Here is a 25,708-nt window from a genome sequence, read left to right as displayed (position 1 = left end):
TAACACACAGAAAAAATATGAATTTAGATCAGAATATTTATTCCAAAGAATCTGTAAAAGCCAGAATGCTTCAGAATGCAACTAAAGTATGGGGACTGAAAAGCCCGCAGTCTTTAGACCCTTTTGTAAAATTATTGATAGACGCATTCAGCACGGAAGTTTTTAAAGCGAATAACGAAATACAAACGGTGAATGCCAGGATTCTGGAGAAACTGGCAAAACTCCTTACTCCGTCTATATATACCCATCCTATACCAGCCCATTCTGTTGCTTTTACGCAGCCTTATGAGTCTTCCGAAATTTTATTGGAGCATACGGAATTTTTCTTTCGTAAGCAGATGACTTCTACTGTAAAATCAGAATCGGATAAACAACTTAATATTCCTTTTACTCCGGTAGGGAATGTAAGAATTAACAAAGTGCACACTTCTATCATGTTTGTAGGAAATACGTGCTATAGCATTGATGACAGATTCAACAAAATTCCTATTGCAAGATTTCAGGGAAGACCTGAAGATTACAGAAAAATTACAATTGGAGTAGATGTGAGCAAATATGTAAGCGAAAAATTTCCTAAATATTTGAGTATATTTTGTTCCAATCCTGCTTTTGAGCATCTTGATTTTGTATATAAGCTGCTGCCTTATATTAATGTTTCCAGCAACGGAAACCCTTTATTTGTAAGAGAAGGGCTTAGCTACCTTACAGAAAGCCCTGCAGACGGCTATGAGCAGATGTTTAAAGAACAGTCTATCAGAAATAAGGTCATTGAAGATATTAAAAGCATCTATCGCCATAAATTCATTGAGATTACAGGAATTTCTAACAGTCTTTTTTCTGAGCCCGGACAACTGCCGCAGAACCTGGATTTCCTTACAGATAAAGAAGAAATTGTAAAATATTTAGAAAATAAACAATACCTGTGGCTTACTTTTGAGTTTCCGCCTCAGTTTTCCGCCGAAATACTGGATAACTTCTCTTTCGTTCTGAATGCTTTCCCAATCTACAACAGAGGTTGGAAGAAAACAGAATACAGTCTGGATATTATGGGGAATAATATTCCTTTGGTCACAGACGAAGGCGAGCATTTTCTTTACGTAGATGAAGTTCAGGACGGTGATGGAAGAAAGTATAGTGAAATTCCATTCACGCCGGCAGATGATCTTAAAAAAGGATTGTATACAGTAAGGAAAGGAGGGATGGAGCGATTCACCAATAGAAATGCTGTAGATATGATTGCTAATGTTCTGGAGCTTACCAGAGATGAGATTGCCGCATTTTCCCTTTTAAACAGAGATAATGTAAAAGGAGTTCTTAGCGAAATGTCTGACAAGATGAAATCTATGGTGCAAAAAGTAAATAATGCAAAAAGAAATATCAGACAGGAACTGAACTATGTGATCATGGAACCTGTAGAAAAAACAGATCACACCTATGCTGCTTTTTGGGTAACCCATTGTACCCTGGCCAATCATATGCGCCCCGGAACAGAACTCTCCAATCAGTTGAAATCACAGACCGTTATACTGCTTACAGAAACATTAGGAGGAGCCGAAGAACAAAAAGGTACAGACAGTATACAGGCCTATAAATATGCTTTGACAACAAGAGATAAGATCATTTCCCTTGAAGATGTCAAAAATTACTGTCGGATGATTCTGAAAGACGAGCTGAGAGAAGTAAGAGTAAGAAGAGGAACTATGATCAGTAACAGACCCAAAGAAGGTTTTGTAAGAACCGTTGAGGTGGAGATCGTCCCACAGAATTATTCTTTCTATGGAAGAGCATACTGGGAAAATATGTCCAATATCCTCAGAAACCAGATTATTGCCAAAGCGATAGATGGGATTGAGTATATTGTAAGAATAAGCAATGAAGATATTGAATTTCAGGATGCATAATTGAACACCAAAACTTAAATGAATAAAATATGAAAAAGATTATGATATTGGCTATGGCTATATCTTTGACAACTAGTGTTGTAAGTTGCAAAAAAGGAGCTGATAAAATGGGTAATACCATTTTAAATCTAGGAGGAGAATCAGATGCCAATGCAATTATTGACTTTAATAATAACTTTGTGGATTCTTATAAAAACACAACTAAAAGCTTGGAAAGATTCTTAAAATATGCGGATGATGTAGTAGCCAAATCCAAAGACGCGAAGTTTATGGTATTACCTCTAATGACCACAACAATGGATTATACTCTCTCCAGAATTAAAGAAGTTCCGTCAGGTTTTGGGAAAGATAAGGCTGCCATTGAAGCTGATTTTAATATCTATAAGGCTAAAAAAGAAAATATAGAGAAAAAAATAGAAGAGCTTAAGTCATATATGAATTCTGAAGATTATAAAGATGATAAAGGAGCTAAGGCAGAAGCAATCAAAAAAGAAATTGAAGCCGATGCTGACGCTTTGTATACTTCAGGTGAAAATGTAATGGCCAGGATCAAGCCTGCTACTGATGTGGCTGAAGAGGTTATTTTAAAGGATCATCCGATGAAAGAATATATTATGTCTTCCAAAAATGTAATGAATTCACTGGATTCTGTAGTTGATCTTTTAGGCAAACAATATACAGGAAAGTTTAATGAAGCAGAGGCCCAGAAAAAATATGATGAATTTGCAAAACTGGTCGAAGCCAATTCAAAAATGAATTTTAATGTTAAAGATCAGCAGTATTCTTATAAAAAGTCTCAGTTTGAAACTTTTAATAAAACAGCTTCAGGCTTTTTAGATAAATACAGAAAATTAATAAGAGATTCAAAAGAAGCAGGTAAAATCCCGGATATTGATCTCCAGCAGATTGATTCTTCATATGAATCAGTGCTTAGTGCATACAACACTTTTGTAAAATAACTTTTATTTTTAAAGAAAACCAAGAATTGGTTTATAAGATAAGGATGCCGTAGAAATACGGCATTTTTTGTAATCAATTTTTAAAAGAGATTTATTAGGAGTAGGCTGAAGACTAAACTTAATAATTTGTAGGTCATTAATTCTTCATACAAAAAAGAAATTCAATAGAAATGAATATCAAGACGTTCTTATTAGTATCTGGTAAAAGGAAAGTCTGATTATAATAATTTTCTATCCCTTATAATAAAAAAAATTCCATAAAATTCCGTAATTTTGCACGTTGTGATTTTCAGGCAAAATCCCTCCAAATTATGAGCAAATCAACTGAATATATAGAAGTTTACGGAGCACGTGAACACAATCTGAAAAATATTAATGTTAAAATTCCACGCAATGAATTGGTTGTTATCACCGGTCTTTCAGGAAGTGGAAAATCTTCACTGGCTTTTGATACTATTTTTGCAGAAGGCCAGCGTCGGTATATAGAAACCTTCTCTGCTTATGCACGTCAGTTTTTAGGTGGTTTGGAGCGTCCTGATGTAGATAAAATTGAGGGACTTTCTCCCGTTATTGCCATTGAGCAGAAAACAACCAATAAAAATCCCCGTTCCACTGTAGGTACCGTTACAGAATTGTATGATTATCTGCGTCTGTTATATGCTAGAGTTTCTGATGCTTACTCCTTAACTACAGGACAGAAGCTGGTAAGCTATACTGAAGATCAGATTCTGGAGACGATCAAAGAAAACTACAAAGGAGAAAAAATCATGCTGATGGCACCTGTAGTACGATCTAGAAAGGGACATTACCATGAACTTTTTGTACAGATGGCTAAAAAAGGCTATGGACAGGCAAGAATTGATGGCGAATTACAGGATATTGAATATGACCTGAAACTTGACCGTTATAAAACCCACGATATTGATATTGTAATCGATCGTTGGATTATCGGGGAAAATGCGTCTGAGAGCAGAATGGAAAAATCATTGCGTACAGCAATGGAAATGGGTGAAGGGATTATTGGAATTCAGAAACTGGGAAGCACTGCTATTGAATACTTCTCCAAAAACCTGATGGATGCAGAAACAGGACACTCTTTGGCGTTACCTGAACCCAATACATTCTCGTTCAATTCACCTAAAGGAAGCTGCCCGAACTGTAAAGGACTGGGAACGATCAAAAAAATCAATACCGACTATTTCGTTGATAATCCAAAACTATCAATTAACCAGGGTGGTTTACTACCATTAGAAGATATTAAATCCAATAAATGGATTCTGTCACAGATAAAAAATATTCTGGAGATCTTCGGGCTGGGATTAACAACTCCATTGAAGGATATTCCGGAAGAAGCACTGGACTATATCTATAACGGATGTCACAAAGAATTTAATAAAGACCTGAAATACGCAGGGATCACTAAGAAAATAAAGATCAGTTTTGATGGTCTGATTGCTTTCATGGAAGAAATGATCGATGAAAGAGAATCTTATGAAGCAATTTTACTGGAAAGACACTTTACAACAGAAGAAACCTGCCCGGAATGTGGAGGAACCCGCCTTCAGCCTTCAAGCTTAAGTTTTAAAATAGACGGAAAGAATATTGCTGAGGTAAATGGATTAAGCTTAGCAGATTTAAAAGACTGGCTGGCTGACGTTAAAGATAAATTCTCTGAGAAAAACAAAATCATTGCCCACGAGATTTTGAAAGAAATAGAGACCAGACTTCAGTTCCTGCTGGATGTTGGTTTAGATTATCTTAGTTTGAGCAGAAGCTCCAAGACCCTTTCAGGAGGAGAGTCACAAAGAATCCGTCTGGCAACTCAGATTGGATCTCAGCTGGTCAATGTATTGTATATCCTTGATGAACCGAGTATCGGACTTCACCAGAGAGATAACGAAAGGCTTATTCATTCTTTGAAAAACCTTAGAGACATCGGAAACTCTGTATTGGTAGTAGAACATGATAAAGACATGATTCTGGAAGCCGATGAGGTGCTTGATATTGGTCCGAGAGCCGGAAAATTTGGCGGAGAGATATTGTGGCAGGGAAAACCAAAAGATTTATTGAATGCAGATACTATTACTGCTCAGTATATCAATGGGAAAAGAAAAATTGAAATTCCTGCAGAAAGAAGAGTAGGAAGCGGTAAAAATATAGTACTAAAAGGAGCTACAGGAAATAACCTTAAAAATGTAACGCTGGATGTTCCGCTGGGAAAACTGGTGGTGGTAACCGGAATTTCAGGAAGTGGAAAATCTTCTCTGATCAACGGAACTTTATATCCGATCCTTAATAAACACTTCTATAGAGCAGTTCAGGAACCTTTACCTTATAAAAAAATTGAAGGTCTGGATAATATTGATAAAATTGTAGATGTTGACCAGACACCGATCGGTAGAACGCCACGTTCCAACCCGGCAACATACACCGGGATGTTTACAGACATCAGAAACCTTTTTGCAGAACTGCCGGAAAGTAAAATCCGTGGTTACAAGCCGGGAAGATTCTCTTTCAATGTAAAAGGAGGAAGATGTGAAACCTGTCAGGGTGGAGGATTGAAAGTGATTGAAATGAACTTCCTTCCGGATGTATATGTTCACTGTGAGACCTGCAACGGGAAACGTTTCAACAGAGAAACCCTTGAGGTTCGTTATAAAGGAAAATCAATCTCTGATGTTCTGGATATGACGATTGATGAAGCCGTTGATTTCTTCCAGCCCATCCCTAAGATTTTTGCAAAAGTAAAAACATTACAGGATGTAGGATTAGGATATATTACCTTAGGACAGCAGTCCACAACCCTTTCGGGAGGTGAAGCGCAGCGTATCAAGTTAGCAACTGAACTGGCAAAAAGACAAACCGGAAATACCCTTTATATTCTTGATGAGCCAACTACTGGACTTCATTTCGAAGATGTGAAAATCCTGATGGAAGCCATTAATAAATTGGTGGAACTAGGAAACTCATTCATTATCATTGAACACAATATGGATGTCATTAAGCTTGCAGACCATATTATTGACGTTGGACCGGAAGGAGGAAAGTATGGAGGGCAGATCGTAGCACAGGGAACTCCCGAAGAAATTGTAAAGTCTAAGAAAAGTTTAACCGGAAAGTTTTTGAAGAGGGAACTGGAATAAAGATTTTATATGAAAACGCTGTTGCAAAAGAATGGAAGAAATGCGTGTTATTTCGAAATTAAGGAAGATGGAGTCTTTGTAAAGAACAGTTTTATAAAAGAGCTGCATGAATATAAAGTCCATTTTTCAGAGATCTATGATGATGAAACAGTATTTAGAAAATCAAAAGATTGGGTACTTTTATTAATCACCTTATCTGTCGCGATGAATTCAATATTGCTCACTATTGTGATTAATATGAGCTATCATCTTTCCATGTCAGCAGGAATGGTAGTTTTCATTATTGCTCTCTTGCCTGCATTTATTGTAACCGCATTGTGTAATAATGAATTCAAGACGGTAAGTTCCAAAAGTCTCGCAGCAGCAAAACCAATTAATTTCTCATATTCAAAAAAAGAAATGGAAGAAGTTGATGCCTTTATTGTCGAAATCAGAAAGAATAGAAAAGACTATTATTTGAAAGAATATTACAGAGTAGACAATCTGATTCCTGTCCACACACAGATCGCAAGGATTCACTGGCTTTATGAAAGTAAATATATTACAGAAAGTGATGCGCAGTTTATCATTGATGAACTTGAAACAAGAAGAATAATCAAAGGACAATAATCCGCCTGAATATATAACAAGTCACATAAAAGAATTTGCGAAAGCAGATTCTTTTTTTGTCCAGATCATTTCTTAAGTGTTAATTGAAGCCGGTAAAAATAGTTAATTCCCTACAATTTGTATTATTATTGGATTGCCAATATTAATTTTTCAATTATTTTAATATTTTATCTTATTTATAATCAGTTGATTATGGGCTAATGTTAACTCAATATTAACTGAAAGTGAATTTAATATGAATTATTTTTAATAACTTTGGTTAAGAGATCCAAAATAGGATTAGTATAATATTAAAAACCAGATTGTTATGAGAAATAAAATACAGCTATTGATTGCTTCATTGTTTGTTTGTGGATTTGCTGTTGTAATGAACACAACCAAAGCACAGACTTCGGATCATAATACCATTGAGGAAATTCAATTGAATAAGAACGAAACTTTTAATGATATCAGAGGAAAACTGATGGCTAATTTCGATCTTACCAATCCGGAATACCAGCAGGGAACTGTCAACTCTGTAGTGAAGTTTGATATTGCAAAAAACGGGAAAATTGTCAATGTACATTCTAAAGGAGACTGCAAAAGCGTCAACAAAGAAATTGAAACCGTTTTAAGCGAACTTGATTACAAAGTAGACCGCAAAAGTCTGAGTGAAAATATGGTTGCATACACTTACGTAATGCCCGTAACAGTAGAGATCAATAACAGATAGTACTTATAATGTATTTTTTTTATCATTAAAGTGTGAATAATGGAAAAATATACTATTAAATTGTAATAAAAATAAACCAGATTGGTTTTAATTTTACTCAACCATAAAATTAAAACTATATGAAAAATTTAAAGAAACTGGCTAAGTCAGATTTAAAATCAGTGTACGGTGGACAGCCAAAACAATATTGCACATATTGTGAGTGGGCAAATAAAGTATTTTGCAGCGAAGTTCCAATCGTTCAGTGTCCATAAAAAACAGGAGGCTGTCTCAAAAGTGAGATAGCCTCTTTTATAATGATGATGGTTTCATTTATGAAATGCTGCAAAATTTCACAGTGTTCCTTTCACAAAATCAATCATTCTTGCTTTAAGATCGCCTGAATTAGCCATCTTCTTGTCAAAAGTGATATTATCTATTTTCCAGCCTTTCTCTGTATTGATCAGATGTACCGTATCTATCCATGTTACTTTTGGTGACGACATATTATACTCAAATTCTACCTGGGCATCAGCAATTTTATCTTGTATTTTGACGGATTTAATTGTATAGGCTGTAAATCCTTCATACAAGCTGGAGAACATAGCCCCTTCAAAAATTAATGGCTTCTCATCAGAATGATCACTATTTTTCACCTTTTCAATATCTGCTTTTGATGCACGTATTGCATTTTCTAATGTTTCCTTTAAATCCTTTGAAAACAAAGTAGCCGGAATAGTTTGATTGTAAATGACTTCATTAGAATTGCCATATTTTGAATAAAGTTCATTGACTTTCATACGCACAGCATTATCAGAAGAAATATCTGCTGCAGACTTTTTCTTTTCACAAGCCACAAAAAATAAAAGAATACCCAGATAGAAAAATAATTGTTTTTTCATTGTTAAATTATGATTTTATGAAGATGGTCAAATCTCATACCAATAGAAATACAATTTATTTTACCTCTGGATGCCATACATTTTTAATAATTAAATAGCAGCCAGCGACCAATCAATGCCTGTAAATACATTTTCCTTTGATACATCAATAAAATAGTAAAAAATTAATACATTTGAGTAGATAAAAAAAATTGTGGATTCCATTTTTAACGTAGCTGTTCGTTCCCTCTGTGTTTACCTTTTCATGGTGATCGCGATCCGTTTATTTGGCAAAAACCAGCTTTCCCAGCTTAATGCGGGAGATGTTGTTTTGTTGCTGTTAATTTCCAATGCGGTTCAGAATGCAATGGTAGGCCCGGACACCTCATTGCAGGGCGGAATTGTTGCCGCACTGGTTCTCTTTGTTGCTAATTTTATTTTAAAAAGAATTATGTTTTCCAACCGTTCCTTTGAGACATTCATGGAAGATGATCCCGTAATCCTTATCAGAGATGGGGTAGCAGATCAGGCTGCCTTAAACAGAGTGAAAATTACCCAGAGTGAACTGGAAGAAGCAATAAGAGAACACGGCATTGAAAAGATACAGAACGTAAAGCTTTCCGTTCTGGAAGTGGATGGGAATATCAGTGTGGTTTCTGAAGATGAAAAAAGTAAACAGACCCATTATTCAAGAATTAAAAGAAAAATTAAAAGAAAATACCATTAAATACGATGAATTACGAATTAAGAGAAATGCTTCCCAATGACGAACCCAGAGTACTGGAGATTTTCAGGCAGGGAGTTGATAGCGGTATAGCTACTTTAGAAATTGAAGTTCCAACTGCCGAAGCCTGGAGTATGGAATATTTCCATGACTGCCGCTGGGTGCTGGAAAACGAAAATAATGATGTCGTAGGATGGTGTGCTTTAAAACCGATAAGCAAAAGAGAAGCGTTCAAAGGAGTAGCAGAAGTGAGTATTTATTTTGATAATCAATATCAGGGTAAAGGATTAGGTTCAGTATTGCTTAAAAAGCTGATTTTGGATAGTGAAGATCATGGATTCTGGACATTGCAGACCAATATTTTTTCCGAAAATGAAACCTCAATCAAATTCCATCAGAAAAACGGCTTCAGAATAGTGGGTGTACGTAAGAAAATTGGAAGGCTCAATGGCGAGTGGAAAGATCTTGTTATGATGGAAAAAAGAAGCAGTATAGTGTAATCCTTCGGTTGCTGTGCCCGTTATATACTATCTGTGATAACAGCGTATATCAGACAGAAAAAATGCTAAGAAGATCTAAGGAGGAAGGACAAAAGATGATACTCCGGGCCAGTGAAAAAAAGGAATGGATATCAATAAAAAAATAGAAGATTTAAACCTTTTTTTACAGCACTTTGGCATCAACATTGATCCCTTTAATACAGAATTAAAAGTGACAAAAAAATGAAAACTTTGTTTAAGGCTGTAATGGTCATGACATTAATATTCATGCTGTCATCTTGTGCAGCTGACGGATATTATGGAGTAAGTACGCCTGCATATGGATATTACGGACCAAGATACTATGGTTATGGTCCCAGATATACACAGAGAGTATATGTTTATGGTGGACATCACGGGGGATATTATCACCATGGTGGAGGTCATCATAACGGATTTCACAGATAAAATGTAGTACAATAAATAAGCACTGAGAAAATTTCAGTGTTTATTTTATATTTAGATAATTCCGGTTTACATTCTTTGTTTTCTAGGATTCAGAAATGTATTGAAGATCATTACTTCCTGTCCGAATTTACTTTCAATGCGTTCAGATATATTTTTCAGTTCGCTCTCGATAAAATCACTTCTCAACTCATCATTATCAAAGATAAGAAGCAGGTTATAATTCTTTCCGTCTTCTATATAATCACTGTGAACTTCAGAAAGCATATACTTGGTGACATCCATCAGATTTTCGGTCATTAAAACCAGTGTTTCATCAATATAATTTTCCCATTCTTCCAGATTATTTTTCGTGCAGTGGAAAGTTATACTTAATACGCTCATATTTTAAGAATTTTTAAGATTTTGTGGATAAATTCTAGCGCAAAAATCGGCAATTTTTTCGTAAATTAGCCCATTAATAAAAAATCAAAATAAATAATTTTCAGCCTTTCAGCTAAAGGTTTGACTATCATTATAATAAAATTTGTTTATGCAAAAAGAAGGAGAAAGACTGATTCCTATCAACATTGTTGATGAAATGAAGTCATCTTATATCGATTATTCGATGTCAGTTATCGTTTCAAGAGCGTTACCTGATGTAAGAGATGGCTTGAAACCCGTTCATAGAAGAGTGCTTTACGGTATGTATGGACTAGGGGTTTTTTCTAATAGAAAATATTTAAAATCTGCGAGAATTGTTGGGGATGTTTTGGGTAAATATCACCCGCACGGAGACTCCTCTGTATATGACGCGATGGTGAGAATGGCTCAGGACTGGAGCTTACGTTATCCTCAGGTAGACGGACAGGGGAACTTTGGTTCCATGGATGGTGACCCGCCTGCAGCAATGCGTTACACCGAGGCAAGATTGAAAAAGATCTCTGATGAGGTTCTTTCAGACTTAGACAAAGAAACAGTTGATTTTCAGAATAACTTCGACGACAGCTTACAGGAGCCAACAGTAATGCCTACCAAGGTTCCGAACCTTCTTGTAAACGGTACTTCAGGTATTGCAGTAGGGATGGCTACCAATATGGCACCGCATAACTTACGCGAATCTGTGGATGCTATCTGTGCTTATATCGATAATAGAGAAATTACGATTGATGAGCTGATGCAGCACATTATTGCTCCGGATTTTCCTACAGGAGGGATTATCTATGGCTATGATGGAGTGAGAGATGCATTTCACACAGGAAGAGGTAGAGTGGTTTTAAGAGCTAAAGTTAACTTTGAAGAAATTGGAAACAGAAATGCAATTATTGTAACAGAAGTTCCTTATCAGGTTAACAAGGCAGAAATGATTGCCAGAACAGCAGAACTTGTTAAAGATGAAAAAATCCCTGGCATCCACGAAATCAGAGACGAATCAGACAGAAAAGGACTTCGTGTTGTATATGAACTGAAAAATGACGCGATTCCAAATGTTGTTCTGAACTTACTCTATAAATATACAGCCCTTCAAACCTCTTTCAGTGTAAATAATATTGCATTGGTACACGGAAGACCGGAGCAGCTGAATGTAAAAGATATTATTCATCACTTTGTAGAGCACAGACATGAGGTAATCGTTAGGAGAACCAAATTCGAGCTTAAAAAAGCAAGAGAAAGAGCGCATATCTTAGAAGGGTTCATGAAAGTGATCGGGTCTCAGAATTCTCTCGATAAAGCAATTGCAATTATCCGTCACAGTGCAAACCCACAGGCGGCAAAAGATGGCTTGATTCAGGAATTTGAACTTTCTGACATTCAGGCTCAGGCAATTCTTGATCTTAGATTGGCACGTCTTACAGGGATGGAGCTTGATAAGATCAGAGATGAATACGATACCATCATGAAAGAAATTGCTGATTTAGAAGATATCTTAGCCAGCGAGCCAAGAAGATTCCAGATCATTAAAGAAGAATTGCTCGAAATCAAAGAAAAATACGGAGACGAAAGAAGAACTGAAATTGATTATTCAGGAGGAGAAATGTCTATTGAAGATATTATTCCTAATGAATCTGTAGTTCTTACCATTTCTCATGCAGGATATATTAAGAGAACTTCCCTTTCAGAATACAAAATTCAAAGTAGAGGAGGTGTAGGGAATAAAGCGGCGACAACCAGAGATGCTGACTTCCTTGAATACATTGTTTCAGCTACCAACCACCAGTATATGCTGTTCTTTACAGAAAAAGGAAGATGTTACTGGCTGAGAGTATTTGAAATTCCGGAAGGTTCCAAAATATCAAAAGGAAGAGCCGTACAAAACCTGATCAACATCGAACCGGATGATAAGATCAAAGCGTATATCAGAACTAACAACCTGAAGGATTCTGAATATGTAAACCAAATGAGTGTGGTGATGGTAACCAAAAACGGTACGATCAAGAAAACATCACTGGAGGCTTATTCAAGACCAAGAGTAAATGGTGTAAACGCAATTGAAATCAGAGATAATGACCAGTTATTAGGAGCTTACCTTACTAACGGAACTTCTCAGATCATGATTGCTACCAAAAATGGTAAATGTATCCGTTTCCCTGAAGAAAAAGTAAGAGAAGTAGGTAGAGGATCTATCGGGGTTCGTGGTATTGCTATGGAAGACAATGATGAGGCTATTGGTATGATTGTTGTGAATGATGTGGAAAAAGAAACAGTACTTGTAGTATCTGAAAAAGGATACGGGAAGAGAACTGCAGTAGAAGACTACAGGATTACCAACAGAGGAGGAAAAGGAGTTATTACCCTAAACATTACCGAAAAAACAGGAAATCTGATTGCTATTCAGAATGTGACAGACGAAGACGGATTGATGATTATCAATAAGTCCGGTGTTGCCATCAGAATGGGAATGGATGAAATGAGAGTGATGGGTAGAAATACACAGGGAGTAAAGCTGATCAACCTTAAGAAAAATGACGAAATTGCAGCCATTGCAAAAGTAGAAATGGATAAGGATGTAGAAGATGATTCTGAAGAGAATGAAGAAGGAGTTGAAGGAGAAACTGTAACTGATAACCAAGAAAACAATACAGTACCTCAGGCTGATAACGAAAACCCAGCAGAGGATAATGAGGTTTCTGATTCTGAAGAATAAATTGTACAATAAAATATAAAAATAGTTATTATGAAGAAACTGATTTTAGGAATGGCTATCGTAGCATCTGCCTTTGCTTTTGGACAGAAAAAAGATGCCAATGCTTTGAATGCACAACTTCAGGAAGCTAACAAAGCTGCAATGGATGCCTACAATGCAAAAAATTACGCAGCGGCAGCACCTAAGTTTGTTGAAGTTTATGACCTATTAAAGTCTAGCGGTCAGGATAATAAAATATATATGTATTATGCAGGGCTTAGTCATGCGTTAGCCAATAACAGTGACCAATCTATCAAAATATATACAGACCTGATCAATTCCGGATTTACAGGAGTAGAAACTACTTATACTGCAAAGGAAAAGAAGACGGGACAGGTGGTGAGCTTAGATAAAGCTACCTGGGAGCTTATGAAGAAAAATGCCGATTACAGCGACTTCAAAACAGAGCAGTCGAAAAGTGTAGAGCCGGAATTATATGAAACTCTGTCTTCATTACTTCTTAATGCAAAAAAATCTAATGAAGCTCTTACGATAATTGAGAAAGGGTTAGCTAAATATCCTAATAATGCTAAGCTTAAAGAAGCTCAGAGTACTGCATACCTTCAGTCAGGAAACACAGATAAATTTGTTTCAGGTCTGAAAGAGCAATTAGCAAAAAACCCGAACGATGCTACCAATTGGTATAACCTTGGGGTAATGCAGGCTAAAACTCCAGCTACTGTTGAAGATGCTGTAGCAGCATTCAAAAAAGCAATTGAACTTAAGCCTGATTTCTCTGATGCCTACCAGAACCTGGTATACACTACCATTGGAGATGATGCAGGAATCGTAACAAAGATCAATGCATTGAGAAAAGACAAGCCGGATGAAGCTTCCAAATTGATCGATGAGAGAAGAGAAAGATTCAACAAAGCATTACCTTATGCTGAAGGATGGTACAAGGCAAATCCAAAGAGTATTGATGCAGTTAGTGCGTTAAAAGAAATTTACGTAGTAACTAAAAATATGGATAAAGTTAAAGAAATGAAAGCTAAAGAAGCAGAATTAAGTGCTGCTGCAAAGTAATCGTTTTAATAACCAACTATAAAAACCGGGGCAGAAATGTCCCGGTTTTGTTTTGTTATTATTTGAAATCAAAATAGAATATAGGATCTATCCATTAGCTTAGAAAGAACCAATGAAGTTGATCTCATCCTCGCCTCCTTATAACATACATTCAGAAAAATTACTTCTTTCAATAAACAATACTAAGCCTTCACTGATTATACAATTTTTCCTTTCGACTCTTGTATTTGATGTTTTTTATGTTAATTTATTGGCTAATAGTACTTACCTAACAGTGATGCAGAATTTGGTATTATTAAAAAAGATCATAAAATGAGTTCTGATTACCTGTATCTAATTCAAAAACTAAATTTTAAAAATTCTCCTTTTTGCAGAGTTTATCATTAAATTTCACCCTTAAAAATTCTCTGCAATTCCGTATCTTTGAGAAAAATTTTTATAAGATGATCGAGTGGAAAACCGCCAAGGAATACGAAGATATTACCTATAAAAAGTCTAACGGAGTGGCAAGAATTGCTTTCAACAGACCGGAAGTACGTAACGCTTTCAGACCTAAAACAACTTCAGAATTATATGATGCCTTTTATGACGCCTATGAAGATCCTTCAATAGGGGTTGTATTGCTTTCAGGAGAAGGGCCAAGCGCTAAAGACGGTGGCTGGGCTTTCTGTAGTGGAGGAGACCAGAAGGCTAGAGGACATCAGGGGTATGTAGGAGAAGACGGAAGACACCGTTTGAATATTCTGGAAGTTCAGCGTCTGATCCGCTTTATGCCAAAAGTAGTAATTGCAGTGGTTCCGGGATGGGCAGTTGGTGGAGGACACTCCCTTCATGTTGTTTGCGACCTTACTTTAGCGAGTGAAGAACACGCTATTTTCAAGCAGACAGATGCCGATGTTACAAGTTTTGACGGTGGTTACGGATCAGCTTACCTTGCTAAAATGGTAGGTCAGAAGAAAGCCCGTGAAATATTCTTTCTAGGAAGAAACTATTCCGCTCAGGAGGCTTTGGAAATGGGAATGGTGAACAAGGTAGTTCCCCATGCTGAATTAGAAGATACAGCTTATGAATGGGCTCAGGAAATATTAGCAAAATCTCCAACTTCTATCAGAATGCTGAAATTTGCAATGAATCTTACTGACGACGGAATGGTTGGGCAGCAGGTATTTGCGGGAGAAGCAACCCGTTTGGCGTACATGACGGAAGAAGCTCAGGAAGGAAGAAATGCGTTTCTTGAAAAAAGAAAACCGAACTTCGGAGAAGATCAATGGATATCTTAAAATTGTAAAAAGTACAATGTAAAATGTATTAATGACTTTATTAATGTATTTTACATTGTGCATCATACATTTTACATTATAAAAATTATGACTGATTGGATAAAAGCCGCAAGGCTAAGGACTTTACCGCTTTCTTTAAGCGGGATTATTATGGGAGCTTTCATTGCAAAATGGAGGCTTTACAGAGAAGGAGGAACATGGGACTGGAAAATTTTTGCACTGGCCCTTCTGGTAACCCTTTTATATCAGATTTTATCAAACTATGCCAATGATTATGGCGATGGGGTAAAAGGTACCGATGCTAAAAGAATCAATGAGGCAGAAGCCAGAGCAGTGGCATCAGGGAAGATTACAGCAAAACAGATGAAAAATGCAGTAATTCTTTTCTCAGCACTATCTTTCATGGCTACTATTGCTTTATTGTATGTGGCCTTCATTCCCAATTATATGAATGAGTTTTACATCTTCATAGGACTGGGAGTGGCATGCATTCTGGCGGCTATAGGATATACAGTAGGTAAAAAACCTTACGGTTACATGGGACTGGGAGATATTTTTGTATTTATCTTTTTTGGACTTGTTTCTGTATGTGGAAGTTACTTCCTGTTTACAAAAACTTTCAGCTGGGATATGCTGCTTCCGGGGACTGCGGTAGGTATGATGAGTATGGCGGTTCTTAATCTGAACAATATGAGAGACATCGAAAGTGACAGACTGTCAGGGAAAAACAGTTTTGCGCTGAGAATAGGATTCAAAAATGCAATGATCTACGAAATGATTCTGTTGCAGCTTCCATTATTGCTTATTCTTATGTTTCTGGGGGTAAACGGATTCATTCAGGCTCAGAATTATTATGTTTTCATCGTAATGATCCTTTTGTTCCCACTTTCAAAACTTAGAAGAAATATAATGTCGGTAAAAGAACCAAAAGAACTGGATCAGTATTTAAAGCAGGTAGGAATTATGACATTTATAATGGCAATTCTTACAGCAGCCGGACTTAATTTATTTAACTAACTCTAAAATAGAATATCGTGAATTCTACTGCCTGCGTTGAAGCTCAAATGCTCATCAGAAAGCCGATTGAAGATGTTTTTGAAGCGTTTATCAATCCTGAAGTAACCACTAATTTCTGGTTTACAAAATCTACCGGAAAATTAAAAGAAGGTAAGACGGTAACCTGGGAATGGGAAATGTATGGTGTAAAATCTGTGGTGAAAGTTAATCAGGTAATTCCCGGTAAGCTTATCAGAACAGAGTGGAGTGAGCCTTCAACAAATGTAGACTACGAATTCACGACAATGGAAAACGGAACACTGGTTGTGATCAGAAGCTATGGATTCGGTCAGACAGGCGAAGATCTTGTAAAAGTGATCAATGACAACACAGGAGGCTTTACAACAGTTTTAGACGGCTGTAAAGCTTATTTGGAGCATGGTATTAATCTGAATCTGATTCAGGATAAATTTCCCAAGAAATAGATAATATGAAGACCTTTGTAAAAATAACTTCCAGTTTATCTGTTATCCTGGGTTTGGTACTTATTTATTATTTGGCTGAAGAGTTGATAGGAGGAATGTCAGTGCTTGAAATTGATTTTATTCCAGCCTTTATTACTTTGATTATTATGGCCAATGCTGTTTTAGGCTTTTATCTGTTCATCGGAAAATTACAGCCAATGAGACCTTTACTGGTTCTTCAGATTTTAATAATAATACCAACCTGTCTGCTGCTGTATGAGTTTTTTTTAAAGCAGCCAATGGGATGTTCTTAAATTAAAAAAGATATTTTAATTTCACTTAAAGTAATAAATCATCTTTATTCAATAAATTCAAAACTAAATTTAAAATGAAAATACAATTCTTAGGGCAAAATTGCTTCTTGTTTACCTACAAGGACAAGACAATTTTAAGTGACCCATTCTACAACTACAAAAAAGCGGAGTCAGGTTTTGATATCGCCGCTCAAAAAATTGATTACATCCTTCTGACCCATGCACATGGCGATCATATTGCTGATGTAGGAGAAGTGTTGCAGCATTATCCGGAGGCTACCGTAATTGGAGTACCTGAAGTATGCGCTTACTTTACATCCGCAAAAAACAAAGATGATGTGAACTTAGGAGGATCAGCAAAAATCGACGATCTTAAAATTTCCATGGTTCCGGCTCATCACACCAGTTCGTTCCCGGATGGGAGCTACGGAGGCGTTCCTGTGGGGTATATTTTCAGATTGCCTGAAGGTAAAAATATTTATTTAGCAGGAGATACAGGAGTAATGGCTGATATGGAGCTGTTCCCAAGACTATACGGGAATCTTGACCTTTCTATTCTTCCGATCGGAAGTCATTACACAATGTGCCCGAGAAAAGCTTCTTTCGCAGCAGCTGAGCTATTAAAAACACCGAAAGTAATCGGATGTCACTTTGATACTTTCCCGGCAATTGAAATCAATCATGAAAGTGCATTAAAGCATTTTGCAGATAGAAATGTAGAACTTGTTTTACCAAAACTGGGCGAGACGTTCGAATTTTAATCAATAACTGGATCGGGGTAATCTGAAAATTAGAAAAAATGAAAATGATGCGTAAGGTATTAAAAACAAAAAAAGATAATTATCAAATTACCTCTCTTCTTACTTTAAAACAAAAAAAAATGGCAAGCTACCTAAATCACACCGCTACAACCGATTACCTTTGCTGCGTTCCCACCCTGGAGGATTGTCAGGAGCTAGTTGTTTAGGACTTGCCGTTGCAAAGGTAGGAATAATTTATAAACTTCAAAACTTTATTAAAGAAAATTAGTCGAAAAAATGCAGTATTAGAGCTAAATAGCTGACATTTAGGGGAATAATTTTTCAACTTTTTTCTAAAAAATTAAATATGACTAAAAGTCCATCAACACTAGGAATTATACTTTTTATAGCTACAATGATCGTTTTCTTCGTAGTATATACTTTTTTCTCAGGAGTTAACTATTTTGATATCTCTCTGAAAGCCAATGCTTTTGTTCTGCCTCTTTTATACGCAGGAGCTGCTTTTTGGTCTGTAAAAATATATTGGAATAACCATAGAGTGGTAAAATTCAAGGATGCTTTCAAAAGAGCATTTGTACCAATGTTTATTGGGGGAATACTTTCCATATTCAGTATTTATGCATTTTTAAACTTTGCGGATACTGATGCGAAAAAGCTGTTGAACTACCAATATGTTCAAAGACAAAAATCAGAATTGGATACAGAATACACGTCTGCCAGAAAGATTTTGAAACATCAGAAGGATATTGATGAGCTGGACCAGAAGTACAAAGAGAGATTACAGAGCTTCACTCCGGAGGCTGTTAAAGGAAAAGATATGCTTACGGCAAGTCATTTTTCAGGATATTTTGCAGCAATTCTTATATTTTACGTAGTTTTGTCAGTGTTTTTCGGAGCGTTTTTCAGAACAAGAACGATTCATCAGCCCGAAGAAACAAATCAAGAATAATTTTTATTAAAATTAAATGAATTTATCTATAGTTATTCCGTTACTGAACGAAGAAGACTCTCTGGAAGAGCTTTTTTCAAGAATTGATAAGGTGTGCACAACCAGTAATTTATCTTATGAGATCTGGTTTGTAGACGATGGAAGTACGGATTTGTCGTGGAGTATCATTGAGAATATGAAAGTACAGTATCCTCAGATCCACGCTATTAAATTTTCCCGAAATTATGGGAAATCCCAGGCGCTTCATGCTGCCTTTGAAAGAACAAACGGAGACGTGGTTATTACCATGGATGCAGATTTGCAGGATTTTCCTGAAGAAATTCCGGAACTGTACAATATGGTAGTGCATGACAATTATGATATTGTGTCCGGCTGGAAAAAGAAGCGTTTTGATAATGTGATGACGAAAAATATTCCGTCAAAACTGTTTAATGCAGCAGCCAGAAAAGTTTCGGGAGTTTATCTTCATGATTTTAATTGTGGTTTGAAGGCCTATAAAAAACAGGTTGTAAAATCTGTAGATGTGTACGGAGATATGCACCGTTACATCCCGGTACTGGCAGCCAATGCAGGTTTCAGAAGAATTACAGAGAAAGAAGTACAGCATCAGGCAAGACCTTACGGAACTTCAAAATTCGGAACCGAAAGATTTGTAAGAGGATTTTTAGATTTAATAACCCTTTGGTTTGTAAGCCGTTTCGGAGGAAGACCAATGCATTTCTTCGGAGCTGTGGGAACTATAATGTTTATTGTTGGTTTTCTTTCTGCACTTTGGCTGGGACTTTCTAAGCTGATAGACGTAGCCAGAGGGATTTACGGGCATTTAATTACCAATAATCCATGGTTCTTTATTGCTCTGACAATGATGATTATGGGAACACTACTTTTTATAGCAGGATTCTTAGGAGAAATGATCATCAGAACAAATCGTGAGCATAAGAATTACAATATTGATGATGTAATATAATGGAGGAGAAGTTACCGAAAATATATTCTAAAAAAGCTGTTTTAGGATTTTCTATCTTTATGTCAACTCTTTTTGGAGGAATATTGTTATACCAAAATCTAATTGAGATCAACAAAAAGAAAGAAGCTTATATTGTATTGGGAATTTCTATTGCAATAACAATATTGACTGCCATTGTTGTGAATATCCCGGAAAATCCTCAGAGCTCATTAGCCTATTTATGTGGACTTGGTGGGGGAGCTTTCCTTGCTTATTACTTTATGCCTAAATATTTTCCAAATGAAGAACAGTATCCTAAGAAAGCTATATGGAAGCCATTAATTATTGCCGTAATTATAGTTGCAATTCTTTTAGCCTTAATTATTTATGGTACTTCTGTTGAAAATAGCTAGACAATAAAAAAGTGGTAATAGCTAATCAGTAATTACAGATTAAAAATAAAATAAGACGGAAAGCACTCTATTTATAGGGTGCTTTTTTTTTAGTAAAAACTTTTAACCCGATCTCATGTTGCAGTTCAGAATTTTTATCATTTCTCTTTTGCTGATTTTTATTACATCATGTTCCTCAAGCAAACTATTGGGTCCCTGGGAATTTGTTGATATTTATGATGGTGAAATTCGTTATGCAGATAGTTTGAAGTCTAAAAATAACAGTTCCAGATAGGGAACAGGAATTTTGACCTTTCCTAAGGACGGTTCCTTTGATTCTATGGGAAATTCAGGGAATTATAAAAAAGAAAAAAAGCTGCTGAACATGAAATACACAGACGGCGCGGATACCACCAAAATGAAAATTTCCTATATCAGCCAAGATTATTTATTCCTATTTTCAGTACTTAAGGCTCCTAAAACCTGGGTTTATAGAAAAGTAAAATCAGACAGAAAATAGGGGATTTTTAAGAAAAACGATCTGAAATATAGATTTTATTCCTATTTAAGGATTACTTTTCTTAGCTTTAATACTTCTGTTTTCGGAATGGCCATCACTTTCATTTGAAAAGCAGAAAATTGAAAACTATCACGTATTTTATTGTCAAAAGACAAAGTTTTTTAGAAATTTAAATCTTATTTTTGTTAAAAATATTGTTGAAAGTCCTGTGATAGATACAGAAAAATCAATCCAGAAATTTTCAGCAGAGCAGATCATTGCGATTATAAATAGATATTTAAAATTGAATATGAAAAAAGTAGTGTACACATTGATGCTGGTTGCAGTAGTTTCCTGTGGAAAAGTTTCTCCAAAAGGAAATATTGAAAAGAAAGATGTGGATGTTCCGGAATTTGTTAATCTGGATCTGGAAGGGAAGTTCCGAGTATTTTACGCCAGAGGTCCGAAAAATTTTGTGGAGATAGAAACGTACCCGAATGTGGCAGGTAACCTTGATGTAGATGTAAAAGACAAAACGCTTGTTATCAAAGAAAAAAGAGGAACAAAAGGAGTGGATTTTTATAATGTAACCATCTATTCAAAATATAACCTTGAAAAAGTATCCGTTTCTGATTCTGTTGAAGTAAATATTTCCAGCGAAATCAAAACTGATAATTTCAGACTTAATATGAAAAATAATGCAAGTTTCATGGGGTCAGTCAATACAAGAAGAGCAGAAGTGGAAATGCACAACAGAAGCCGCGCCAATTTTCTGGGATTATCTAAAGATGCCGTTATAAAGATTTCAGATACAGCAAGTTTAATAGCGCCTTACTGGAAAATCACAAACCTGAATATCGATTCTAAGAATGGAAATTACGCAGAGGTTAATGTAAAAGATTCTTTAAAAGGACATATTCAGAACACTGCAAAATTTATCTATTATAACGACCCTATCAGGGCTTTTAAAATTGATAAGACGACGAAGGTTGAGAATAAAAAACTGGAGTAATCGGAAGAAAAATATAAATTTAGACAGCTTTTTTAGCTTATTTGATACAAAAACGGTCTGATTTTAAAATGGAACTTTATAAACTATAAAAAGAACAACATACAAATATGAATACATTAGAAAAAGCGAAGCTTTGGTTAAGTGATACCTTCGATAAAGAAACTAGAGATGCTGTACAGACACTGATCGACAGCAATTCCCCTGATCTTGAAGATTCTTTCTACAGAGAACTGGAATTCGGAACCGGAGGAATGCGTGGGATAATGGGAGTAGGAACCAACCGCTTAAATAAATATACTTTGGGACAGGCTACCCAGGGACTGGCAAACTATATGCTGGAACAGTTCAAGGGAGAAGAAATTAAAGTGGCCATTGCCTATGATGTGCGTCATAATTCAAAAGAATTTGGAAAATTGGTTGCAGATGTTCTGACAGCTAACGGAATTAAGGTATTGCTTTTCAAAGATCACAGACCAACTCCTGAATTATCTTTCACAGTTCGTGATAAAAAATGTAACGGAGGAATTGTATTAACGGCTTCTCATAACCCGCCGGAATATAATGGTTATAAAGTATACTGGAACGACGGGGCTCAGATTGTTCCACCTAATGATGAAGCCATCATCAACGAGGTATATTCTGTAAAGTTTGAGGAAATCAAATTCAACGGAAATGATGATCTGATCGAGTGGATCGGAGAAGAGCAGGATGATGTTTATATTGATGCTTGTATTGAAAATTCTACCTATCAGAATGTTGGAAAAGAAAACCTAAATATTGTTTTCACATCTATCCACGGAACAACTTACACTACGATACCTAAAGCTTTAGAAAAAGCAGGATTCAAAAAAGTAGATCTTGTAAAAGAACAGATGATCCCTAGCGGAAACTTCCCAACAGTAGACTCTCCAAACCCGGAAGAGCCTGCAGCATTGGAAATGGCAATGGATCTGGCAAGAATTACCAATGCAGATATCGTTATCGGAACAGATCCGGATGGTGACAGACTGGGAATTGCTGTAAGAAACCTGGATGGTGAAATGCAGTTATTGAACGGAAACCAGACCAATACCATCCTTACTTATTATATCCTTAATGAATGGAGAAAGCAGGGGAGAATTACCGGAAAAGAATTTATAGGCTCTACCATCGTTACTTCCGATATCTTCATTGAGATTGCTCATAAATTTGGTGTTGAATGTAAAATAGGTCTTACTGGATTCAAATGGATCGGAAAAATGATCCGTGAAGCAGAAGGTACACAGAAATTCGTTTGTGGTGGTGAAGAAAGCTTCGGTTTTATGACAGGAGACTTTGTACGTGATAAAGATTCATGTGGAAGTATCATCCTGGCTTGCGAAATTGCTGCCTGGTGCAAGGCAAACGGAAGAACAATGTATCAGTATATGATCGAGATCTACAAAGATCTTGGAATGTACTATGAAGGACTGATCAATATTGTGAGAAAAGGAAGAGAAGGAGCAGAAGAAATCCAGAATATGATGAAAAACTTCCGTGAAAATCCTCCAAAAGAACTGGCAGGTTCAGAAGTACTACAAATCAACGACTTTAAGGAACAAACCAGTTTTAATGTTTCTACGGGCGAGAAAAAAGTAATGAACGATATTCCGCAGTCTAATGTACTGATTTACTATACAGAAGATGGAACAAAAGTTTGCGTAAGGCCTTCAGGTACAGAACCAAAGATTAAGTTTTATGTTTCCGTAAGAGACTCTATCTCTTCAGAAGCAGACTTCAGAGATAAATTAAAATCATTGGAAGCTAAAATAGGAGCCGTTAAAACAGATTTAAAACTGGACTAATCTCCTGATAACAGCACATAGATGATAAAAAATATGGTAGCAATTTGCCTACTGTCGGCCGCTGTAGTTTCTTGTAAAAAAGAGACTGCAGTTTCTGACACAAAACCGGCAAATGACTCAATTGTCAAAAACGAAACCAAAGATCAGTATAAACCTATTGATACCGTTTGTACTCCCGCCAACAAAACGGAGGATTACATCACAGCTCTTCAATGGTATCGGACTAAAATTGACAAGGAGATTGCAGGAAACAGCCCGGAACAGAACGACAAAGTATACGAAGACTACCTGACAATAAGAGAGAAATATACAGAATGTCTCAATGATCTGCATACAGATATATTAGATAAGTATATTGATTATCACACAGGACCGGATACTAATAATCTGCCGGCCAATGTGAAAAAAATAGCTGCAGAGCTGAATAAAGTAGGCCTGGAATTTCGTGAAATGGGTGAGGGACTTACTGAAATTCATTCATTACCCGGATATTATGAGTCTGTTTTTAAAAATAAGGTAACCCCTGATTATGGTGCTTATATTTCGCAGATGGCGGAAGATAACAAAGAAAATTATGCTATAAACGGAAGTCTGATGATCACCTGGGAAGAACTGGGAGACCGGTTAATCGTTTGGGAAAATATAATGAATAAATATCCTAAAAGTCCATTAATCAAATCAATAACAGATCATTATTATAGCTATTTGTCGGATTATCTTCTGGGAATGGATAGTAATTTGATTTATGACAGCGAAGAAAGGAAAATTTTTGATGACAAAATGGAAGAATACAACAGAATCATCAAAAAGTACCCTAACTCCAGGACCGCAAAAAAAACTAAAGAACTAATAGCCGCCTATGACGCTCATACCCCTGAGGATCAGATAGGTGAGAAACTCAATTTAAGAAGATAATAGTAGTAAATTTTAAATAAGAATAAAAGTGAAAGTTTCAAAATTAGCAGCGAACCTGATCGGTTCTGAAATTGTAAAAATTGGTAACGAAGTAAATGATCTAAAAGCAAAAGGAGCAGAAATTGCCAATCTTACTATTGGTGACCTGAATTCTAATATCTATCCTATTCCAGCCTTGCTGAAGGAAGAAATTCAGAAAGCCTATCAGAATAACCTGACAAATTATCCTCCTGCAAACGGACTTTTATCTTTAAGAAAAGAAGTTTCCAAAGATCTGAAAAACAGATGGAACCTGGATTATTCTCCAAACGATATTTTGATTACTGCAGGCTCAAGACCCTTGATTTATGCGGTATACAAAACTATAGTGGATGAAGGAGACAAAGTAATATATCCTACGCCATCTTGGAATAACAACCATTATGCTTACCTTACTTCAGCCAATGCTGTAGAAGTAAAAACAAAACCTGAAACCAACTTCCTTCCAACAGCTGATGATTTAAGACCTCATTTGGATGGAGCCGTTCTATTGGCACTTTGCTCGCCATTGAACCCTACAGGAACGATGTTTACAAGAGAGCAGCTTTCAGAAATCTGTGAACTGGTGATTGCTGAGAATAAAAAAAGAGGTGAAAATGAAAAGCCGTTGTATCTAATGTATGACCAGATTTATTCTAACCTAACTTTTGGGGCTGAGCACGTAGATCCGGTTTCTCTTTTCCCGGAAATGAAGGAATATACAATTTATATCGATGGTATTTCCAAATGTCTTGCAGCAACTGGAGTGCGTGTAGGATGGGGATTCGGGCCGGCTCATATTATTGATAAGATGAAAGCTCTTCTTACTCACGTAGGAGCATGGGCTCCAAAACCTGAGCAGGAAGCTACTGCAAAATTCTATGAAAATCCTGAAAATGTAGATACATTTGTGGATGACTTTAAAGCAAAACTGGAAAATAGTTTAAAAGTTCTTCATGGAGGTATTCAGGACTTAAAAGCCAAAGGTCTAGCTGTAGACAGTATTGAACCAATGGGAGCGCTTTATCTGACTATCAAATTAGAATATATCGGAAAAACAAAACCGGATGGAACTCTTATTGAGAACTCTTCTGATCTTGTTTTCTATTTAATCAATGAAGCAGGAGTGGCATTGGTACCTTTCTCTGCATTCGGAGAAGACAAATCTGAGCCGTGGTTCCGTGCTTCTGTAGGAGGATTGGCCACTGATGAGATTAAAGTAATGCTTCCAAAAATGGAAAGTGCATTAAATGCTTTAAAATAAATTTAAATAAAATATCATGCTTCGACTTCGTTCA

General features: G+C 36.2%; 25 protein-coding genes and 1 other RNA gene. 23 read left to right on the top strand and 3 right to left on the bottom strand.

What is annotated here, in order from left to right; all coding sequences use genetic code 11:
- The first annotated feature begins 17 nt into the window (after positions 1 to 17).
- The 6 genes from AC27VX_RS04995 (at position 18) to AC27VX_RS04970 (ending at position 7,578) form a co-directional block, all read left to right on the top strand.
- On the top strand, positions 18 to 1,901 hold the full coding sequence (locus AC27VX_RS04995; RefSeq protein ID WP_236854505.1) for a type VI secretion system baseplate subunit TssF: 1,884 nt from the start codon (positions 18 to 20) through the stop codon (positions 1,899 to 1,901).
- A gap of 29 nt (positions 1,902 to 1,930) precedes the next feature.
- Positions 1,931 to 2,860 carry a YiiG family protein gene (locus tag AC27VX_RS04990; protein WP_300686749.1) on the top strand — a complete coding sequence of 310 codons (930 nt, stop codon included), beginning with the start codon at positions 1,931 to 1,933 and terminating at the stop codon, positions 2,858 to 2,860.
- A gap of 311 nt (positions 2,861 to 3,171) precedes the next feature.
- Entirely contained in the window at positions 3,172 to 6,003 is a 2,832-nt protein-coding gene (gene uvrA, locus AC27VX_RS04985) for an excinuclease ABC subunit UvrA (RefSeq protein ID WP_236854503.1), read from the top strand.
- A gap of 9 nt (positions 6,004 to 6,012) precedes the next feature.
- Complete coding sequence (locus tag AC27VX_RS04980; RefSeq protein WP_236854502.1) at positions 6,013 to 6,612, top strand: hypothetical protein; 600 nt, start codon at positions 6,013 to 6,015, stop codon at positions 6,610 to 6,612.
- A gap of 307 nt (positions 6,613 to 6,919) precedes the next feature.
- Positions 6,920 to 7,324, top strand: coding sequence for a hypothetical protein (locus AC27VX_RS04975; protein ID WP_236854501.1), 405 nt, complete (start codon positions 6,920 to 6,922; stop codon positions 7,322 to 7,324).
- 119 nt (positions 7,325 to 7,443) lie between these two features.
- A complete protein-coding gene (locus AC27VX_RS04970) occupies positions 7,444 to 7,578 on the top strand; it encodes a bacteriocin-like protein (RefSeq protein WP_410679954.1) in 135 nt (44 codons plus the stop codon).
- Between the two features lie 78 nt (positions 7,579 to 7,656).
- Here AC27VX_RS04970 and AC27VX_RS04965 read toward each other — a convergent pair whose 3' ends face one another.
- The gene (locus tag AC27VX_RS04965; RefSeq protein ID WP_488694180.1) at positions 7,657 to 8,205 is read right to left on the bottom strand and encodes a hypothetical protein; all 549 of its coding nucleotides are present in this window, start codon (positions 8,203 to 8,205) and stop codon (positions 7,657 to 7,659) included.
- Positions 8,206 to 8,398: 193 nt separating this feature from the next.
- On the opposite strand from AC27VX_RS04965, the gene AC27VX_RS04960 reads away from it, so the two are divergent.
- The 3 genes from AC27VX_RS04960 to AC27VX_RS04950 all read left to right on the top strand — a co-directional run bounded on the left by AC27VX_RS04960 (position 8,399) and on the right by AC27VX_RS04950 (position 9,855).
- Complete coding sequence (locus AC27VX_RS04960; protein ID WP_236854499.1) at positions 8,399 to 8,911, top strand: DUF421 domain-containing protein; 513 nt, start codon at positions 8,399 to 8,401, stop codon at positions 8,909 to 8,911.
- A gap of 5 nt (positions 8,912 to 8,916) precedes the next feature.
- On the top strand, positions 8,917 to 9,408 hold the full coding sequence (locus AC27VX_RS04955; RefSeq protein WP_488694178.1) for a GNAT family N-acetyltransferase: 492 nt from the start codon (positions 8,917 to 8,919) through the stop codon (positions 9,406 to 9,408).
- A 222-nt stretch (positions 9,409 to 9,630) separates the two neighbouring features.
- Positions 9,631 to 9,855 (top strand): hypothetical protein, encoded by a 225-nt coding sequence (locus AC27VX_RS04950; RefSeq protein ID WP_236854497.1) that lies wholly within the window; start codon positions 9,631 to 9,633, stop codon positions 9,853 to 9,855.
- Between the two features lie 66 nt (positions 9,856 to 9,921).
- Here the strand turns inward: AC27VX_RS04950 and AC27VX_RS04945 are convergent, their stop codons facing one another.
- Entirely contained in the window at positions 9,922 to 10,236 is a 315-nt protein-coding gene (locus AC27VX_RS04945) for a DUF4286 family protein (RefSeq protein ID WP_236854496.1), read from the bottom strand.
- A gap of 148 nt (positions 10,237 to 10,384) precedes the next feature.
- On the opposite strand from AC27VX_RS04945, the gene gyrA reads away from it, so the two are divergent.
- The 7 genes from gyrA (at position 10,385) to AC27VX_RS04910 (ending at position 17,856) form a co-directional block, all read left to right on the top strand.
- Positions 10,385 to 12,976, top strand: a complete 2,592-nt coding sequence (gene gyrA / locus AC27VX_RS04940; RefSeq protein WP_236854495.1) for a DNA gyrase subunit A — start codon at positions 10,385 to 10,387, stop codon at positions 12,974 to 12,976.
- A gap of 30 nt (positions 12,977 to 13,006) precedes the next feature.
- Complete coding sequence (locus tag AC27VX_RS04935; protein ID WP_236854494.1) at positions 13,007 to 14,041, top strand: tetratricopeptide repeat protein; 1,035 nt, start codon at positions 13,007 to 13,009, stop codon at positions 14,039 to 14,041.
- Between the two features lie 443 nt (positions 14,042 to 14,484).
- Positions 14,485 to 15,321: a 1,4-dihydroxy-2-naphthoyl-CoA synthase gene (locus AC27VX_RS04930; RefSeq protein ID WP_236854493.1), complete on the top strand. Its 837-nt coding sequence runs from the start codon at positions 14,485 to 14,487 to the stop codon at positions 15,319 to 15,321.
- 87 nt (positions 15,322 to 15,408) lie between these two features.
- Positions 15,409 to 16,338 carry a 1,4-dihydroxy-2-naphthoate octaprenyltransferase gene (gene menA / locus AC27VX_RS04925; RefSeq protein ID WP_236854492.1) on the top strand — a complete coding sequence of 310 codons (930 nt, stop codon included), beginning with the start codon at positions 15,409 to 15,411 and terminating at the stop codon, positions 16,336 to 16,338.
- 17 nt (positions 16,339 to 16,355) lie between these two features.
- Positions 16,356 to 16,802: an SRPBCC family protein gene (locus AC27VX_RS04920; protein WP_488694174.1), complete on the top strand. Its 447-nt coding sequence runs from the start codon at positions 16,356 to 16,358 to the stop codon at positions 16,800 to 16,802.
- Between the two features lie 5 nt (positions 16,803 to 16,807).
- Positions 16,808 to 17,095: a hypothetical protein gene (locus AC27VX_RS04915; protein WP_488694172.1), complete on the top strand. Its 288-nt coding sequence runs from the start codon at positions 16,808 to 16,810 to the stop codon at positions 17,093 to 17,095.
- Positions 17,096 to 17,169: 74 nt separating this feature from the next.
- Entirely contained in the window at positions 17,170 to 17,856 is a 687-nt protein-coding gene (locus tag AC27VX_RS04910; protein WP_300686774.1) for a metal-dependent hydrolase, read from the top strand.
- Positions 17,857 to 17,973: 117 nt separating this feature from the next.
- On the opposite strand, the gene ffs is transcribed toward AC27VX_RS04910, so the two are convergent.
- An RNA gene (ffs, locus tag AC27VX_RS04905) (signal recognition particle sRNA small type) lies at positions 17,974 to 18,071 on the bottom strand.
- A 131-nt stretch (positions 18,072 to 18,202) separates the two neighbouring features.
- On the opposite strand from ffs, the gene AC27VX_RS04900 reads away from it, so the two are divergent.
- The 7 genes from AC27VX_RS04900 (at position 18,203) to AC27VX_RS04870 (ending at position 25,674) form a co-directional block, all read left to right on the top strand.
- On the top strand, positions 18,203 to 18,805 hold the full coding sequence (locus AC27VX_RS04900) for a DUF4199 domain-containing protein (protein WP_236854488.1): 603 nt from the start codon (positions 18,203 to 18,205) through the stop codon (positions 18,803 to 18,805).
- Between the two features lie 16 nt (positions 18,806 to 18,821).
- Complete coding sequence (locus tag AC27VX_RS04895) at positions 18,822 to 19,772, top strand: glycosyltransferase family 2 protein (RefSeq protein WP_236854487.1); 951 nt, start codon at positions 18,822 to 18,824, stop codon at positions 19,770 to 19,772.
- Positions 19,772 to 20,164 carry a hypothetical protein gene (locus AC27VX_RS04890; protein WP_236854486.1) on the top strand — a complete coding sequence of 131 codons (393 nt, stop codon included), beginning with the start codon at positions 19,772 to 19,774 and terminating at the stop codon, positions 20,162 to 20,164. The genes AC27VX_RS04895 and AC27VX_RS04890 overlap by 1 nt, the downstream gene beginning before the upstream one ends.
- Before the next feature lie 788 nt (positions 20,165 to 20,952).
- Positions 20,953 to 21,654, top strand: coding sequence for a GIN domain-containing protein (locus AC27VX_RS04885; protein ID WP_236854485.1), 702 nt, complete (start codon positions 20,953 to 20,955; stop codon positions 21,652 to 21,654).
- 107 nt (positions 21,655 to 21,761) lie between these two features.
- Positions 21,762 to 23,477 carry a phospho-sugar mutase gene (locus tag AC27VX_RS04880; protein WP_236854484.1) on the top strand — a complete coding sequence of 572 codons (1,716 nt, stop codon included), beginning with the start codon at positions 21,762 to 21,764 and terminating at the stop codon, positions 23,475 to 23,477.
- Positions 23,478 to 23,510: 33 nt separating this feature from the next.
- On the top strand, positions 23,511 to 24,392 hold the full coding sequence (locus AC27VX_RS04875) for a hypothetical protein (protein WP_488694168.1): 882 nt from the start codon (positions 23,511 to 23,513) through the stop codon (positions 24,390 to 24,392).
- A 28-nt stretch (positions 24,393 to 24,420) separates the two neighbouring features.
- Positions 24,421 to 25,674 (top strand): pyridoxal phosphate-dependent aminotransferase, encoded by a 1,254-nt coding sequence (locus tag AC27VX_RS04870; RefSeq protein ID WP_236854482.1) that lies wholly within the window; start codon positions 24,421 to 24,423, stop codon positions 25,672 to 25,674.
- Positions 25,675 to 25,708 lie beyond the last annotated feature (34 nt).

This window comes from Chryseobacterium sp. 14P4.3.2, from assembly GCF_057799275.1.
This window is presented reverse-complemented; position numbering and strand designations above follow the sequence as displayed.